This window comes from Psychrobium sp. 1_MG-2023, from assembly GCF_030689115.1.
Lineage (GTDB): Bacteria > Pseudomonadota > Gammaproteobacteria > Enterobacterales > Psychrobiaceae > Psychrobium.
The window spans coordinates 1-17193 of the sequence record NZ_JAUYVJ010000021.1 but is presented as its reverse complement, the minus strand read 5'-3'; the positions used below and the strand labels follow the sequence as shown (position 1 = coordinate 17193).

At 41.5% G+C, this 17193-nt stretch carries 18 protein-coding genes and 1 tRNA gene; 5 read left to right on the top strand and 14 right to left on the bottom strand.

All coding sequences use genetic code 11. From position 1 onward, the window contains the following. Window positions 1-9: 9 nt before the first annotated feature. The gene (gene serB, locus Q8W26_RS11685) at window positions 10-1047 is read right to left on the bottom strand and encodes a phosphoserine phosphatase SerB (protein ID WP_305473443.1); all 1038 of its coding nucleotides are present in this window, start codon (window positions 1045-1047) and stop codon (window positions 10-12) included. 202 nt (window positions 1048-1249) lie between these two features. Between serB and Q8W26_RS11680 the strand changes: the two genes are divergently transcribed. Continuing rightward, window positions 1250-1888, top strand: a complete 639-nt coding sequence (locus Q8W26_RS11680) for an AhpA/YtjB family protein (RefSeq protein ID WP_101214850.1) — start codon at window positions 1250-1252, stop codon at window positions 1886-1888. Between the two features lie 37 nt (window positions 1889-1925). Here Q8W26_RS11680 and deoD read toward each other — a convergent pair whose 3' ends face one another. The 7 genes from deoD to prfC all read right to left on the bottom strand — a co-directional run bounded on the left by deoD (window position 1926) and on the right by prfC (window position 9931). Next, window positions 1926-2636: a purine-nucleoside phosphorylase gene (deoD, locus tag Q8W26_RS11675; RefSeq protein WP_101214851.1), complete on the bottom strand. Its 711-nt coding sequence runs from the start codon at window positions 2634-2636 to the stop codon at window positions 1926-1928. 33 nt (window positions 2637-2669) lie between these two features. After that, window positions 2670-3884: a phosphopentomutase gene (locus tag Q8W26_RS11670; RefSeq protein ID WP_101214852.1), complete on the bottom strand. Its 1215-nt coding sequence runs from the start codon at window positions 3882-3884 to the stop codon at window positions 2670-2672. Further along, window positions 3885-5216: a thymidine phosphorylase gene (gene deoA / locus Q8W26_RS11665; RefSeq protein ID WP_101214853.1), complete on the bottom strand. Its 1332-nt coding sequence runs from the start codon at window positions 5214-5216 to the stop codon at window positions 3885-3887. It lies immediately after the preceding gene. Between the two features lie 3 nt (window positions 5217-5219). Beyond that, window positions 5220-5990 (bottom strand): deoxyribose-phosphate aldolase, encoded by a 771-nt coding sequence (gene deoC / locus Q8W26_RS11660; protein ID WP_101214854.1) that lies wholly within the window; start codon window positions 5988-5990, stop codon window positions 5220-5222. Window positions 5991-6162: 172 nt separating this feature from the next. Continuing rightward, window positions 6163-6921 (bottom strand): TatD family hydrolase, encoded by a 759-nt coding sequence (locus Q8W26_RS11655; protein ID WP_101214855.1) that lies wholly within the window; start codon window positions 6919-6921, stop codon window positions 6163-6165. A gap of 80 nt (window positions 6922-7001) precedes the next feature. After that, window positions 7002-8183 (bottom strand): putative manganese transporter, encoded by a 1182-nt coding sequence (locus Q8W26_RS11650; RefSeq protein ID WP_101214856.1) that lies wholly within the window; start codon window positions 8181-8183, stop codon window positions 7002-7004. A gap of 167 nt (window positions 8184-8350) precedes the next feature. Continuing rightward, window positions 8351-9931 carry a peptide chain release factor 3 gene (prfC, locus tag Q8W26_RS11645; RefSeq protein WP_101214857.1) on the bottom strand — a complete coding sequence of 527 codons (1581 nt, stop codon included), beginning with the start codon at window positions 9929-9931 and terminating at the stop codon, window positions 8351-8353. A 408-nt stretch (window positions 9932-10339) separates the two neighbouring features. Between prfC and Q8W26_RS11640 the strand changes: the two genes are divergently transcribed. Further along, window positions 10340-10651 carry an SCP2 sterol-binding domain-containing protein gene (locus Q8W26_RS11640; protein ID WP_101214858.1) on the top strand — a complete coding sequence of 104 codons (312 nt, stop codon included), beginning with the start codon at window positions 10340-10342 and terminating at the stop codon, window positions 10649-10651. A 7-nt stretch (window positions 10652-10658) separates the two neighbouring features. Here the strand turns inward: Q8W26_RS11640 and rimI are convergent, their stop codons facing one another. The 4 genes from rimI to Q8W26_RS11620 all read right to left on the bottom strand — a co-directional run bounded on the left by rimI (window position 10659) and on the right by Q8W26_RS11620 (window position 12534). Then, a complete protein-coding gene (gene rimI, locus Q8W26_RS11635; protein WP_101214859.1) occupies window positions 10659-11108 on the bottom strand; it encodes a ribosomal protein S18-alanine N-acetyltransferase in 450 nt (149 codons plus the stop codon). Continuing rightward, window positions 11105-11494, bottom strand: coding sequence for a DNA polymerase III subunit psi (locus tag Q8W26_RS11630; RefSeq protein ID WP_101214860.1), 390 nt, complete (start codon window positions 11492-11494; stop codon window positions 11105-11107). The genes rimI and Q8W26_RS11630 overlap by 4 nt, the downstream gene beginning before the upstream one ends. Window positions 11495-11597: 103 nt before the next feature. Further along, window positions 11598-11673: transfer RNA gene (locus tag Q8W26_RS11625), tRNA-Trp, on the bottom strand. 246 nt (window positions 11674-11919) lie between these two features. Next, complete coding sequence (locus tag Q8W26_RS11620) at window positions 11920-12534, bottom strand: hypothetical protein (RefSeq protein ID WP_101214861.1); 615 nt, start codon at window positions 12532-12534, stop codon at window positions 11920-11922. Between the two features lie 294 nt (window positions 12535-12828). Here Q8W26_RS11620 and Q8W26_RS11615 point away from each other — a divergent pair, with 294 nt between their 5' ends. The 3 genes from Q8W26_RS11615 (at window position 12829) to Q8W26_RS11605 (ending at window position 15757) form a co-directional block, all read left to right on the top strand. Then, window positions 12829-13047 (top strand): cysteine-rich CWC family protein, encoded by a 219-nt coding sequence (locus Q8W26_RS11615; RefSeq protein ID WP_101214862.1) that lies wholly within the window; start codon window positions 12829-12831, stop codon window positions 13045-13047. A 42-nt stretch (window positions 13048-13089) separates the two neighbouring features. Next, complete coding sequence (locus tag Q8W26_RS11610; protein ID WP_101214863.1) at window positions 13090-15345, top strand: MFS transporter; 2256 nt, start codon at window positions 13090-13092, stop codon at window positions 15343-15345. Between the two features lie 283 nt (window positions 15346-15628). Next, window positions 15629-15757: a hypothetical protein gene (locus Q8W26_RS11605; RefSeq protein ID WP_305473434.1), complete on the top strand. Its 129-nt coding sequence runs from the start codon at window positions 15629-15631 to the stop codon at window positions 15755-15757. A 349-nt stretch (window positions 15758-16106) separates the two neighbouring features. On the opposite strand, the gene Q8W26_RS11600 is transcribed toward Q8W26_RS11605, so the two are convergent. Both Q8W26_RS11600 and Q8W26_RS11595 read right to left on the bottom strand, forming a co-directional pair. Continuing rightward, entirely contained in the window at window positions 16107-16328 is a 222-nt protein-coding gene (locus Q8W26_RS11600) for a hypothetical protein (protein WP_101214864.1), read from the bottom strand. Continuing rightward, window positions 16328-17128 carry a hypothetical protein gene (locus Q8W26_RS11595; RefSeq protein WP_305473432.1) on the bottom strand — a complete coding sequence of 267 codons (801 nt, stop codon included), beginning with the start codon at window positions 17126-17128 and terminating at the stop codon, window positions 16328-16330. The genes Q8W26_RS11600 and Q8W26_RS11595 overlap by 1 nt, the downstream gene beginning before the upstream one ends. Window positions 17129-17193: the final 65 nt, after the last annotated feature.

Below are 17193 nucleotides of genomic sequence, written 5' to 3'. Positions count from 1 at the left end.
AACCGCCTTCTATCGTTTTAACAACGCAATAATCGCCGCTAAATTACCTTGGTTAATCGCTACACTCGCCTGCTCTTGTACCAACGGTTTAGCATGATAAGCAACGCCGAGCGCTGCCTGCTCCATCATCACCAAATCATTGGCACCATCACCTATTGCGATGGTTTGAGATAAAGGAATGTCATATTTTTCAGCTAGGGCAACTACAGTCTCAGCTTTAACTTTTGCGTCAACAATACGCCCAACTACTTGCCCAGTAAGCTCACCAGCTTCATGCTCGAGCACATTTGAAACAGCATCATCTAACGCTAATAAATCTTTTAAATTATCAGCAAAATAAGTAAAACCGCCAGATGCAATCGCCACTTTCCATTGATGAGCCTTAAACTGCTTCACCAACTCCGTCATACCGGGCATTAATGGTAAGTCTTTAGCAATGACATCGAGTAATTCAAGCTTTATCCCTTTTAATTTTCCCACGCGAGCACGCAAGCTTTCTGCGAAGTCTAATTGACCTTGCATCGCTAATTCAGTAATTTCAGCAACTTGCTCACCGACACCAGCAAGCTTAGCAATCTCATCAATACACTCGATTTCAATACTGGTAGAGTCCATATCCAGAACAACTAGCCCCGGTTGTGCTAAGTCTGGAAAATTGCTAATACGATTTACATCCACATCATAATTTGATGCAGCTTGATTAACCTCTTCAATCGACACAACTTGATTCAATAACAGCTCTAACGATTGGAAACCCGCGATAGAAATAACGGGTTTAATCGCCAATAGGCTGCCTGAAAGCTTATTAATTAAAGTGTTAACTAATTCTTCTGAGATGCGAGGCGCCGTCACCACTAGGTGCTCTGTACTCACAGGGGCAGCCACAGAAGAAGTAACTAGCTCAAAGTCATTACTAGGAGCATTAGATGCTAATACATTAACATGACCTGCAGTATTGAATAACACATAACAAGATGGGTCAGCAACTGACGAAATAAACTCAAAGATATTTAAACGTGATGAAAAATAAACATTAAACTGTGACACAACACATCCTATTACAGGTGAAAAATTAATTTATGTCGTTAAACTAGCAAAAAACGCCCGAGTTTGAAATTAGCATTTTTGTCAATATGGAATAAAATTACAACAATTGAACAGCTATAATAAATGAAGAAACCATTAAATCTTACTTGCTCGATTAAATTTATCGTTTATTATCAATAACAGGGAAGAAAAAGGTTAGTTCATGAAGCAAAGTTCATTAATAAAACAAGTAATAATAAAACGTCTAAGCCAGTTATCCTTAGCGTTACTATTAGTTATTTTACTCGGTGTTTTATTATGGCACTCGAATCAACAGTCAAAAGAGATGCGTCAACAGCAACAACAAGCGATTGCTAGCACCCTTAAACAGCAATTAGCCTTAGCCGCCACCATGGGATTAAAGCTTAATGAGCAACAACAGTTGCAATGGCTAGCTCAAACCCTCACAGAATCACCTCTGATTAATGGTATTTGGATCCATCAAGCCAATGGTACATTAATGGCCGAATCATTAGAGAATGGCATTGGAGACGAATCTAAATCAGTTATTTTAGCGGCTGAGATACGCCAAGATGAATTATTAGGTTATCTACGATTAAGCTTAGATAAAGATGAATTTGTACAGCCGATTATTGCCATTCAAGATGAACAATTAAAGTGGCAACGTTGGTCACTAGGACTAGCCGTGCTGATAGGTTTTTTATTAGCGAGAGCCCTTTCTCAAAAGCGCGCAAACTATTTATTACGAGACTTGGTCAAACGATACACCAAAGCACAGTATCAAGAAGCTAAGGAAGAAAAAGAACAACAAGCGCAACAAAAAAAGGCTGAAACGAAGTAATCAATTCAGCCTTTTTCAATATGTAACAACGCTAGTGCTAATCGATAAGTAATGATTCTAACGTCAGTTTAATCATCTCATTAAAGGTTAACTGACGCTCTTCAGCCGTTGTTTCCTCACCTGTGCGAATGTGGTCCGAGACAGTCACAACACATAATGCTTTCGCCCCAAACTCAGCAGCAACGCCATAAAGTCCCGCAGCTTCCATTTCAACACCTAACACATTCATTTTTTCAATAGTATCGAACATGCTTGGGTTGGGAGTATAGAATAAATCAGCCGTATAGACATTGCCTACAGCCGCTTTAATACCGTGAGCTTTTGCAGCAGTGACAGCATTAGCCATTAATCCAAAATCAGCAATTGCCGCAAAATCTTGGCCTTGGAATCTTGCACGGTTGACGCCCGAATCGGTACATGCGCCCTGTGCAATAATCACATCACGGACTTTTACGTCAGTTGAAACAGCGCCACAGCTACCGACACGAATAAGGTTTTTAACCCCATATTCCGTGATCAGCTCTTTTGCATAAATTGAGATCGAAGGGACCCCCATTCCTGTTCCCATCACAGAGACGCGCTTGCCTTTATAGATACCAGTGAAGCCAAGCATATTGCGAACATCATTAACCTGAACAACATCAGTTAAGAAGGTTTCTGCGATGTATTTTGCACGTAGAGGATCACCTGGTAATAAAATTGTTTCTGCGAAATCACCCGCTTGTGCATTAATGTGTGGAGTTGCCATAAAATAACCTTTAAAACTGTTTATATAAAATAATTAGAGAAATGATTTTCCGTACGCTAGGGCCGGTAAATTTAAATAGGATGCAATCGATTGCCCGATATCGGCAAACGTTTCGCGCTTACCGACACTGCCACCAGCAAGTGATGGGCTATAGAAAATAACAGGAATATGCTCACGGGTATGATCACTGCCTGGCCAACTTGGATCACAACCGTGATCGGCGGTCATTACCAATAAATCATCATCAGCCATTTGCGCTAAAAACTCTGGTAAGCGCGTATCAAAGTACTCAAGCGCAGCTGCGTAACCAGCAATATCTCTACGATGTCCATAAGCTGAGTCAAAATCAACAAAGTTGGTAAAGACAATACTCTGCTCCGGTGCATTCAGGTGGGCAGCAAGTGTTTTATCAAATAACTCAGTGAGCCCAGTCGCTTTTATCTTTTGAGTAATTCCTTGTTCGGCATAAATATCTGATATCTTACCGATGCTAATGACTTCCTTACCAGCATCTTTAGCGAAGTCTAACAATGTCTTTGCTGGCGGTAATACGGATAAATCACGTCGGTTTCCCGTACGTATGAAGTTTGCTGACTCACTGCCAATAAATGGACGAGCAATCACACGCCCGATATTATATTTATTTAATATTTCACGAGCGACAGCACATACATCCAGTAACTTATCTAAGCCAAATGTTTCCTCATGCGCTGCAATCTGAAAAACACTATCAACAGAGGTATAACAAATTGGCATCCCTGTACGTATATGCTCTTCACCTAAACGTACTAAGATGTCGGTGCCAGAGCCATGACAGTTACCCAAAATACCCGGCAACTCACAGCGCTCAACTAACTCATCAATCACCGATTGCGGGAATGAGTTTTCTTTATCGCTGAAATAGCCCCACTCAAATAAGACAGGGGCCCCGGCTATTTCCCAGTGACCGCTGGGTGTATCTTTTCCAGAACTAATTTCTTGGGCAAAACCATATTGAGCCATTGGCACAACCGATGAGTCTAACCCTTGCGGAAAGTAGCCAGAACTATCAGCACAAGCATGACCTAAACCTAACTTGGTTAAGTTAGGTAATTTCAGTGGTCCTTGGCGATTAAGATTCGCCGTTCCCTTAGCACATGCCTTTGCAATACTGCCTAAGGTATTAGCACCTACATCGCCAAACTTATCTGCATCCTCACTGGCACCAATGCCCAGTGAATCAAGCATCATAATAGTCACTCTTTTCATTTACCCATCCTCACGAATAATATCTAACACTTCATCATTCATACTTGGCATATCTAACCCAATGCTAATGGCTTGCTGTAACATTTCATTGGCTCTAGCAAAATCGTCTTCACTATCGGCGTGAATCGTTGCCACTGGTGTTTGCAAGTCAACTTGGCTACCCAAGGTTAAAACATCTGACAACCCAACCGCATAATTGATTTTGTCATCTGCACGGCGGCGACCACCACCAAGTTCGACTACTGACAAGCCAACATTGCGCGTATTAATCTGGGTGATAATACCCGATTCAGTGGCATAAACAGGGCGAACTATCTTCGCGTTTGGTAAGTAGTGTTGATAGTTTTCAACAAAGTCCGTCGGGCCGCCAAGTTTAGCAACCATCTTGCCAAATAACTCAGCCGCCTGACCGTTTACTAATACTTGATTAACCTTTTCACGAGCGTGCATTTCATTGTCGGCAAGGCCTGTGATGGTTAGCATTTCTGCGGCTAGAGCAACGGTCACTTCATGTAAGCGAGGGTTATCCAATTCATTACGCAAATACTTAACTGCATCAACCATTTCAACCGCATTACCCGCACTTGCAGCAAGTAATTGATCCATGTCGGTAATTAGGGCGCTAGTTTTGACCCCAGCCCCATTAGCTACGTGAACGATACTGTGCGCTAGCTCTTGTGCTTGAGGGAGTTCACTCATGAATGCACCATTGCCTGTCTTAACATCCATCACTAAAGCATCAAGACCTGCTGCCAACTTCTTCGCTAAGATAGAGGCGGTGATCAAAGGCACTGACTCAACGGTTGATGTCACGTCTCGAATGCCATAAAACCGCTTATCCGCAGGAGCTAAATCTCCAGTTTGACCAATAATAGCAACGCCAAGCTCTTTAACGGTATCACGAAATAGTTGATTGCTCGGTACCGTGGTATAACCAGGAATGGAGTCGAACTTATCAAGTGTTCCTCCAGTATGTCCTAAACCACGTCCAGTGATCATTGGGACATAACCACCACAGGCAGCAACGATAGGGCCCAACGTTAAGCTGACCATATCACCCACACCACCCGTTGAGTGTTTATCAACCACAGGGCCATTTAAGTTAAGTGACTGCCAATTTAACACAGTGCCGGAGTCCCGCATGCCTTTGGTTAAAGCAATACGCTCGTTCATGGTCATATTTTGAAAATAAGTTGCCATTGCAAAGGCACCGATTTGCCCTTCACTAATTGAATCATTAGTAATGCCATCAACAAAAAAAGCAATTTCTTGCTCTGTTAGCTCTTGGCCATTGCGTTTACGGCGGATAATTTCTTGTGGGAGAAATTCCATTAATTAGTATCCTTGTTGCTCTGAAGCTTGGCCTTTACCTAAAGTGCTTAGCAGGTTATCTAACAAGCTACTTGCACCAAAACGGAAGTTCTCTGGTTTAATCCAGTCACTTGAAAGCAACGTTTCAGTCAATGTTAAATAATCTGCTACATCTTGTGCATTCTTCACGCCACCAGCGGCTTTAAAGCCACATTCACCACCAGTTTCTACAATTGCCTGTAGCATTTGCTCTGCTGCCTCTAAAGTTGCATTCACTGCTACCTTACCAGTCGATGTCTTAATAAAGTCAGCGCCTGCGGCAATAGCGATTAAGCTAGCTTCTTTGATTAACTCAGGGGATTTAATTTCACCAGTTTCTAAAATCACTTTTAAAATTGCTTTATCACCACAAGCTTCTTTACACGCTTTAACTAACTCATGGCCAACTTCACGATCACCCGCTAAAAATGCGCGATAAGGGAAAACAACATCAACCTCATCAGCGCCTAAAGCGACAGCCTGCTCGGTTTCTTTAACCGCTGTTGCAACATCGTTATTACCATGCGGAAAATTAGTTACTGTCGCGATAAGAATATCTGTGGACTTCAAGTCTTTAAGGGCTTGCTTTGCGGCAGGAATAAATTGAGGAAAAATACACACGGCAGCGGTTTTACCACCAGCACTTACCGCTTTTTGACAAAGTTCAACAACCTTTTGGTCAGTATCATCTGCGCTCAATGTGGTTAAGTCCATTAACTGAATACCGTAATAAGCTGCGCGTTCTAGGTCTGTCATCAGACGCTCCATAAATTTGTAAAAAACAGATAAATAACAACAATAATTATCGCTGCCAATAAAGTGGTGAGTCAAATCTAGCGGTATTTAGCTAACGTTACTTTTGCCGTGATCACATTTGTTATAAAAAGAATAACTAAGCGATGATTTTGCCTAAATAGTTTAAGCTTGATCACAAAGCAAAAAGTGCACGGGATTGTTGCGAGGTTATATTTGCTACATCCGCTAAGCTCACCTGTTTAAGCTTAGCAATCGCGTGGGCGATTCTGGGAATATTTACTGGTGTGTTCAATTGACCTTGCTGACCATAAAGCGGCATATCTGGTGAGTCCGTTTCTAATAAGAAATGCTCTAGCTCTAGTGCTGTGACGGTACTTGCTAAGCGCTGCGCTCGCGGATAAGTAATCACGCCACCTAGGCCCAGTTTAAACCCCAATTTAATAAATTCATTCGCTTGAACCAAGCTGCCGCTAAAACCATGAATGACTCCAGCACGAGGAAGTTTAAAACGTCTTAATTGCTTTAATAAGGGATCATAGGCTTTATGAGCATGACAAATAACGGGTAATTCAAGCGTTTTTGCTAATTTTAGCTGCGCAACTAATACATCAAGCTGTTCGTTAATCGGCACTTCAATTGTACCATCGAGCCCAATCTCACCAATAGCCACAATGTCATTGCGTGACGCAGATGCTAAAGCGATAAGCTCCGCAAGCTTATTATCCGACTCTAAGAAGTAGGGATGAATACCTAAAGCACCATAAAGTTGCGGATATGTTTGAGTGAGCTTTAATACTTTACGCCAATTATGCGCTGAAACACTCGGCACAACAAACGCCGAAACATCTTGCTCAAGAGCCGCAGCTAATACTGTATCAACGCTGCCTAAGCGCTCAAAATCGAGGTGACAATGACTATCAATAAACTCCATAATACCTAACTAATAGAACTACCAAAGCTCAGTATATCCTATCACTACGAGACTAAAAATAGCGTGCCCTCTTCACTTCGTTAACTAGCGATAAAGTAGATGCCATAACCCACTATTAATGCCGGTACGGAGGAATATAATGTCGCCACCAATGCCGCTTTAGGAGCCAAAGCGATTGCAGGAAATAAAGCATCACCATCATTTGACATGGCATTAGCAATGAGGGCACTAAAGGGAACAATTCCTTGGATATATAGAGTAGTCACTAATATTTGTGGACCGCAGCCCGGTAACAACCCAATCGCCATACCTATTAATGGGGCCAAAATAGCGTAGTTAGTAAACCACTGCCTTAAGTCTAAACCTAATAAGTTGACACAAAGTTCGTAAAATATAAAAGCAACAACAACCCAAGTTGTAACAAAGTGAGTATCTTGAATGACTTTATTTAATCGAGAGTAAGGGTCGGGCTTATCATCTTCACAAGCAAAGGCTTGGTAATCTTGCCCAGGGGATGCAATAGACCATAAACAAATAACAATAAAGGCCGAGACAGCGCCAAACCACACCACATACTGCTCAATGGCTGGAGATATAACATCAAAATTAAATTGAAACGCAATCAATAAAGCTAAAACAAGAGAAGGGGTTAATAAAGTACGCCAAAAAGTTCTAGCCACCTTAAACCGCTTACTATCTTGAATGGCATGACAAGTATGAACAGGAATAGCTTTGGAGTTATCAGGCTGCAAGTAGTTTTCTGGATGAATAGCATTAACAACATACCCACATACCGCCCCAACCATTAGACCACTCACCATAATCATAACCCCTTCAATGGGTTTAGTCGCGAGTAACAAAAATGCAGCGTCGCCCATCGTCGCCACTAAAACCGCAACGACAGAACCAAAACTAGCCTGCCCTTTGGTAAACTGAGTAACAACAATAATAGCCCCACCACAACCGGGCAAAGCCCCTAGAAATGCGGCTAATGGTGCCTCAAAATGAGGGAAATTTTGCCTGACGTGAGCGAGTTCAAGCCATTGATAGCGCCCAACAAAGAAATAATAAAAGTAAAGTGTCGCAGCAACAAAGACACTGACCTGTAGAAACGCGTCAGCTAGCGATTGCAAAACAACATTTTGCATGCTGGGAATACAAGCAAGAATTATCAAAGCCAATGGTAAAACTGTGCGCTTTATTGCTAGAGGAAATGTAATGCGCTGCAATCGCAGTCGTAACGGGTCAGTTGTTGTGTTCATACACACCACACAGTTAGTGTTAATAATTCTCATTAACACTACAGTTAATGAGAATTATTATCAATACTTAAGTGAGGCATTTAATCAAAAAAAATCCGAAGTTGCTAAGAGCTAACTTCGGATTTCATCGACTCAGAGAGCCTTAGAACCAATCATACTTAATTTAATTAGTTTTCACGTGTCTCACGGAAAGTAATTTCAGGGTAACGCTCATAAGCTAAGTTTAAATTAACTCGTGTCGGCGCGATGTAAGTTAAGTTATCACCACCATCAAGCGCTAGGTTATCGTAAGCTTTCTTTTTAAACTTCTCTAATGCAACGTTATCATCGCAGCTAATCCAACGGGCTGTCGCTACGCTAATTGGTTCATAGATAGCTTCTACTTTATACTCTGCACGAAGGCGCGCAACAACCACTTCAAACTGAAGTATACCCACAGCGCCTAAGATTAATTCATTTGAGCGTAACGGTCTAAAGACCTGTACAGCGCCCTCTTCCGATAGTTGAATCAAACCTTTTTGTAGCTGTTTCATCTTCAAAGGATCTTTTAATAAGATCCGACGGAACATCTCTGGAGCAAAGTTAGGGATACCAGTGTATTTAAGCTTTTCACCTTGAGTGAAAGTATCACCAATTTGAATCGTTCCGTGATTGTGTAGACCAATGATATCACCTGCAACCGCACCATCGGCTTGAGCACGGTCACCCGCCATGAAAGTAAGTGCATCAGAGACATTAATATCTTTACCAATACGGACATGATTCATTTTCATGCCTTTTTTATACTCGCCTGAACAAACGCGCATAAATGCAATACGGTCACGATGTTTAGGATCCATGTTTGCCTGAATCTTAAACACGAAGCCTGTGAACTTCTCTTCCGTTGCTTCAACCTCACGCTGTTCCGCAATACGATTAACTGGTGCTGGAGCCCAATTAACGATGCCATCAAGCATATGGTCGACACCAAAGTTACCCATCGCGGTACCAAAGTAAACCGGGGTTAGTTGACCTGCTAAGAACATTTCTAGATCGAAAGGATTACAAGCACCTTCGATAAGTTCCATTGATTCACGCAATTCTTCAGCGTAATGACCAATGGCTTCATCTAATTCAGGGTTATCTAACCCTTTAATCACCCGTTTTTCTTGAATCGTGTGACCCTGACCTGTTTTATAGAGAACTGTCTCTTGAGTTAGCAGGTTATAAATTCCCTTGAATTCTTTACCCATACCAATTGGCCAAGTGATCGGTGCACAAGCAATATCAAGGACATCTTCAACTTCATCCATCAGCTCAATAGGATCACGTGTATCGCGATCTAGCTTATTCATAAACGTCACGATAGGTGTGGTACGTAAACGCGTAACTTCCATCAGTTTAATCGTTCGAGCTTCTACACCCTTTGCTGCATCAATCACCATTAAACATGAATCAACGGCAGTTAAGGTACGATAAGTATCTTCCGAGAAATCTTCGTGTCCAGGGGTATCAAGTAGATTAACTAAACAGTTTTTGTAAGGGAATTGCATTACCGATGTGGTTACTGAAATACCACGCTCTTTTTCCATTTCCATCCAGTCAGATTTAGCATGCTGGCCAGACTTTTTACCTTTAACTGTACCCGCTTTTTGTAGGGCTTGTCCGAATAATAAGACCTTCTCAGTGATGGTCGTTTTACCCGCATCGGGGTGCGATATAATCGCAAAAGTACGGCGTTTATTCACCGAATCAGCAAAGGTTGTCATAAAAATCTCTAACGTTAAGCGTAATTAATATATTGCGCGCGATTATAACGGATTTTAAACAACAATGTGTGATGTTTTCCCCACAACCAATAAAACGCGCGTTTAAAAACACATTGACCAGTAAGCTTTTTGTGCTAACTTAATAGCTCATACCAACGCCTTTAATTAAGAGATCAGTTTAAGAGAGCAATTTTGTAACGAGGATGAACGGGGTAGCGCACAGGTTCGACATTCCAACTGAACCGAAGTGCCGACATCCAGTTCGGCAAGGTATTATTATCCTATATTGTTATTCCATAGAGATAAGAAATAACGCTGCTATCATTCGTTTAGACCGTGAAAAATGATTCAAGTTATTAGTGAAATTGGTATCACTATATTTAAAATTAAAACAATAAAAGGATAGCTATGTCGATAGTCGCAGAATATACAGAAATTTTAGGTCGTAAATTCAATTCACAAGCCGCAGCGGGAGTTAATGAAGTATTCCAGTTTGATTTAGAAGGAGAGTTATTTCATTTAATCATTGCGGATGCTAAGTTTGAGCTCGTTGAAGGCGAACACCAAGACCCATCTGTCACCCTAATATTAAAAAGCTCAACCTTAAAAGGGCTATTAGACGGCAGTGTTAATGGCATGACCGCCTTTATGATGGGTAAAGTTAAAGCGGTTGGTGATATGATGCTAGCAACCAAACTACCACAACTTTTCCCTGCTTAAGCTAAGATTAACCAAATGAAAAGTAGCTCATGATGATGGCATCTTCATGCCCTGTTTCCGTCGGGTAATAGTTGACCCGGCGATCGACCTCATTAAAGTCTAACGATTGATAGAGCTTATGTGCGCTATGGTTAGACTCTCTCACTTCTAGCCAACAACTCATTGCACCGCGTGACTTAGCCGCTTCAATATAATGCGTCAATAATTGTTTACCTAATCCTTGGCCTTGAAATGTAGGGGCTACACAAATCTCAATTAGCGATGACTCGTCTAATACATATTCGCCAATATAAAATCCCGCAACAACGCCTTCAACTAAAACCATCGCATTAAAATAACGTTTCGATAAACACGACTCCATCACTGTTCGAGACATGGGGTGTGATTGAGCGGCTTGTTCGATTGGATAAACAGTATCGATATCAGCTTGGGAAAAAGTGGAAAAAACAACGCTCATCGATAGATCTCACAAAGGTGTTGCCATAGTTGCTGCTTTAACTGGGCATCTGAAAATAATGTCGCTAATGGCGGTAATTGAAGTAGTGGTGCTTGATAACTGACTAAGTCATTACTTTCACTTTCAACCCACTCAATTTCAATATCATTATCAGCGGCATGCTGTTGACAGTAGTCTATTGCTAACGTTAATTGCGCAACTAATTCAGGCGCTGACTCCACGACAGTAACGTTATCTATCACGTCACTCGCCACTACAGGTAAGTCATGCTTGGCTGTAGAACCAATGCGGTCATGGCTATAGCGATATTCAGGTTTTAGTTGCCACTGTTCAATCCCTAAGGCATCGAGACACTTTAATTGCAACGCAGAAAAAGGTTGAGTCATTTTGTTATATACAGAAATTTAATTGAGTAGATACTACAAGAAATAATTAAAATTAAAAGTGATTTAATTAGGAAGATACTATGAAGATATTCTAGAAAAGAATTGGCAGGGGTGGAGAGATTCGAACTCCCAACCGTCGGATTTGGAATCCGCTGCTCTGCCGTTAGAGCTACACCCCTTTGGAACGAAACGAATCATACATAAGCCAATGGGTAAGGTAAAGCGCTTTTTTAAAATAAATCAATCAAGCGTACTTTTTTCAAACAACTTGATATAAAAAACAACGAACCATTGCCAAAGAGCGCTTACCAATAGCTTTACACTAAGGTTTAAGTGGCTTTGTTTCAGTGCAGTTTACCTTGGTAATAAAAAAGCCCGTTACAAAAACGGGCTTTCTAGAAATATTGAGTACTGACCACTCAAGGTTAAGCAACATTCATTTCAACGTTCACTTTCGAGTCACTTTTTGCCGGTTCAGCGACATCGGCTTGATAGTTTATCGTAACCTCGGCCATAGGCTCTTTGCTCTGCGGGTTTTCCTGCTCCGCTTCTTTGGCTTCAGCCGCAGCAGAGGGTGGCACGGTTAATAATTCATTGAGCATTGGCAACTGATGCATATAAAAAGACGTATTATACCCACTATTGCCTTTAGGCAACGCATCAACAAATAGACTCAGTCGTTCGCTCAATACGTCTGATTGAGGGTGGTCATGAATAAAACTTGATAATGCACTAAAGCTTTCATTAATTCGGTCAATAGCAAAGGCAAAAGCTTTAACACTGGCACCATCAATTGCTTGATAGACAAAAAAGTTATTAGCAACCGCATACAACCGGGTACGGGAGTTACTATCAACCCCTGCTAACTCGGCAATATTTTCTACAACTAGCTTATAATTTGCTTTAATGTCACTCACTTGATTAGTTAAGCGACTCTTTTCCTTCTTTAGTTTTTCTTTTCGTTGATGTTCAATGAAAAAGTAAGCTAACAACAACGTCATTAGTGATAAAAAAGCTACGATAGCCACAATAGATGACATAACAACCCTATACGTCCATGACGAACCTATGACAAGATTAAGTTACTAAAAATCAATCATTAGTTCGTTAATTATTTTTATGGCTCAACTTTATCACAAGCTATCACTTTTTGTAGCGAATAATTCTCAATCTTATAAAAAACAGAAGCAGCAATAAAAATTAACTTATTTCTCATAATTTAGCTTGCCATTAACCACATCAATAAAGGTATAATGTATGCAATTTAATTACTTTATTCGCTGACTAGCTATCTATACTCTAGTGGTTAGCTTTTTCTCAATAGGGTTATACTCATGAATAGTGCTACTTGTCCCATCTGTCAGCAACAAAATGCCTGTGGTGCTCAACAGACGTCTTGTTGGTGCTTTGAAGTGAAAGTTCCCACTGAGCTTATAGCTCTATTACCTAAACATTTCACTCACAAACAATGTATTTGTCAGCAATGTGTTAATGACTTTAAGCACGATCCTCTGCTAATTGAACGCAAGCTAGCTGAAATAAAAGCACCTTAAACTCCCTCATACTTTAGCAACCCCTTCACCACAGGTGCTTTCGTGAAAAATACATTACTTTCTCTCTTATCATTATTTGCTAGTTGCTTCATTCTGTTTTTTGCCAATGGCTTAATCAATGTATTGCTCCCTGTGCGCATGGGCTTAGACCAAGTAGATACCGATACTATCGGCATGGTGCTATCACTCTACTTTGTAGGTATGTTACTTGGGGCAATATTTAGTAAAAACTTGATAAAACAAGCAGGTCATATTCGTGTTTTTGCCGGGTGCGTAGCATTAAGTGCCGTCAGTATTCTGATTTGTAGTCTACATACCGATCCACTGTTATGGGGGGTAATGCGAATACTACTCGGTTTTTGTAACGCCTGTGCCTTTACCGCGATGGAGAGTTGGCTGAGCGATAGCGCCACCAAAGAGAATCGCGGCCGCTTACTCTCGGTTTATCATGCAACGGCACTGAGTGGCTTATTCGCTGGGCAGTTTTTGATGAATGCCGCCGATCCAATGACCAGTACCTTATTTGTCCTCTCGGGGATCTTGCTCGCCTTAGCAGTCATTCCCGTCGCCTTTAGTCGCCATAAAGGGCCAAAGGTTGAAGATGTTGTTACGATGTCGATACCTAGCTTATTTAAGATATCGCCTCTCGCCGCAATCACTTGTTTCATCTACGGTATCGTCTATGCGTCAATGTTTAACTTACTGCCTGTCTTTGCCCAAGCCAATGATATAAACAAGTTTGATTTATCTTTGTATATCGGCTGTGCCATCTTCGGCGCCTTTATCATGCAGTTCCCTGTCGGATACCTTTCAGATAAGCTAGATCGCCGTAGCTTATTGCTTGGCATGCTGATCATTTCAATCATCATGGCGAGTCAAATCCCGCAGTTTGTAAGTGCGAGTCTCAATCCCGTCTTACTCATTGCAACGCTTATTACTGGGGGTATTCTCGCCTGTCTCTATCCATTAAGCGTTGCTGAACTATTAGATAAGCTAAAACAACAACAAATGGTGTCAGCGATGGGTACGATGATTTTAATTTCGGCCATTGGTGGCGTTATTGGCCCTTACAGCGCTTCGGTGTTAATGAATCAATTTGGTAGCGATGCACTATTCTATTTTATTATTAGCATTGAACTGTTTTTAGCCATCTTTGTTGTGATTAGAATGAAAGCCCGTCAGGCTTTACCTGTCGCTGAGCAAGAGTCGTTTGTGGCGCAAGTGGCGACAGCACCATTATCATCTGAGCTAGACCCTCGCACCCAGTTTAACCAGCAGCAACAGCCGTTATCAGCCCAAGCCCAAATAGCACAGCAGATTGCCGAGCTAGACCCTGGAGCAGCCGTCAAAATGGCGCGAGCGATTGCAATTGATAACCCAGAACATGGGGTGGAAGTAGCTAGCGCCGTGGCGGCCGTTGAAGGAATTAATGTATTACGTCTCTATGAAGTGATGAAAGAGGCGGCGCCTTTTGATATGCCTCACATTACCCAAGCGATTATTAACACTAAACCAGAGCTTGCTTATCAGTTAGTTAGCCAACTTGCCATCTGGTATCCAAATCAAGTTGTCAGTGTCGCGATGCAAATCAGTGAGAGTTTTCCAGAACTACGTAATGAGATGGCGCGCGTTGCAGTCGAATCAGCCCCCGAGAGCGCCACACAGGTTGCTGAGTATTACGCCAACGTGCTTGCGCAAGAACAACACAATACCCGCCCAGCAGATAGACAAGAATCAACAACCCAGACTGATGCGGTTTCTTTGGCTCAAGAGCTGTGGCAGAGCTCGCCACAACAAGCCTTGGATGTCACCGTCGCGATGATTGATAATGTACCCGAAGCCGCCGCGTCATTAACGCAAGGTTATATCACCAACACGAAAGAGCAGCATTCAGCAGCGGATTCAGCGCAAGGGGCTCAACTCCTGTCCAGAGTCGCAAAAGTCTCACCTCAGCAGGTGGTTGATGTCGCGGTGGCGGTTGCCGATAGCAAGCCACAACACGTAGTAGAAATAGCAACGGATGTGGCGAATCTCATTCATGAGCAACAACCTGAATCACCACAGGCTCAAACGGTTAACCAATCTGTGGAACAAAGTGATGAAAATAAAGTTGCCCTTGAGATTGTCCAGCGCCTCGCCAATGTATCACCCGAGGATACCGAAGAGGTTGCCGCTGCAGTGATTGACGCCATCCCAAGCGCCGCGTCACAAGTAGTGAGTGCGATTAGTACGGGGGATGAGCCCAAAGAAGGTGAATGGGTTGAGTTAATTGAAGATAAGCCAGTGGTTCGACAATAGTTTTGGTGTCTTGATTAGCGTGTCGTAGCTCATATTGGCCCAGATGATACTTTCAATATTAGCTTAAACTCAACCTAATTAGAGTTCGGCTCTTCCAGTGCAAACTTCGATGTTTCTTTGCGAATAAGTGTCCGTCTACGTGCCAAAGTGGACGTATGAGAGTTAGGTATTAACACCATAGTTTCTTGTTAAACAAAGCCGCTCCGCGGCAGAGTATACTCGCGGTTGTTGATACTTAACCAGATAAACCACCACTCGGTGCGTTTTAACTGGAGACATCACGATGAACACTGCCCAACAACAACGCTTTATCAACCTTCGCTTGCAAGGTAAACCCCATCAACCATTGATGCTTATATCCGTGCCGTTCGCCGTATTACTGAGTATTTCGACTGCGTACCCGATACACTGACCACTGCTGATTTGTTTTATTACTTAAGTAAAAAAACTCCTATAAAAGCTATTATAGCTAGAACTAACATCATGGCTAATTTACCCTTTTCCACACTTACCTCCTTGAAAGAAAAATAATGGGAGAGGCTTAAAAACACTCTCTGTCATCAATAGAACCAATTTTTCAGGTTCAATTTAACGTCCACTCTAATTCACGATTTTTTTTGCCTGTCCTAACTAGTCAGATAAACAAATTATGGCTCTAGCTTTTGAGCAAAACTAGTCACATTCAGCTTGACGTGGGGAATCATATCAACGCCCAAATAATGGGCTAAAATAAACGACGAGGAAGAGGTAGCCAACTGCTTCTAGTCCTTATTAGCTTGTTTGTTATATTTTTTATACGCCTCTAATAGAGCCTTTTCAGCCCGGCTTACCTCTATAAAAAGGTATTCTTCTCCATCGGAACTACTGTGGCTAGCAAGATGTTCCTCAACCAATATTTCAGCTTTTTTAGCTTTTTCCTGATCTCCGATGTAATCATAAAAGCTAGGTGCTGTTAATGCTGAACCCAAAGCAACTTTAGACATTACGCAGCTTCCTTCTGTAAAGATAATAAATAATTTTTCAACGAATAGTTGTCATCAATCATATCTAGCAAATCCTCAATTAAAATTTCAAATTTTATATATGACATAAATTTTAAAAAGTTTGATAATTCCGAGCTTGATCCCTGAATAGATATATTCATAGAAATAAGCGGATGTTCGTCAAGGACATATTGTTCAAATGTACTAGTTAAATAATCATCCCATTTAGAACCAATACCATTTGAATTATAGTCATATTCAGGATTTATGCTTTTAACCAACCCTCTCTTGGCACCTGCTGACGCTTTGATCATATTTGTACTATCATTAGGAATATCAGAAACGCTTTCAGCTGCTCCACCTCGAGAATCGACAGCAAAAGCTTTAAAATGATTACCATCTGAAACTCTGAATGTTACTCTAGCTGATGAATCTTGAATCAGATGACTTCGAATACTTCGGGCTATGACCTCTAGACTAGATTTTATTAAAATTTCTTTTGGAAAGTCATCTGTAGAAGGGAACCGTGCATTAAGTTGCTCAAACTGTAAACCTACTTCATCTAAAAACCGAAGAATATGCTCAAAGTATCGAGGTAATGAACGAACCATAGCTTCACTCAAAGGAATATTTTTTGAGTCAGGTAAGCTAAGTGTGTATCCATTTTTTATCCTTTCCTTAATATTACTCTCCATTTCTTCCTGAGCTTTTCGCTGTTTTTCTAACTCTTTTAATTTAAGATTTAGAGCATCTTCTTTTTCTTTAAGTTCCTTAGTCTTTTTATCTAAGTAAACGCGCAACTAACCCGTTGTGCCTAGCCTGACGTGTAATCGAGCTGCACATTCCACGGCATGAGTGCCGTTAA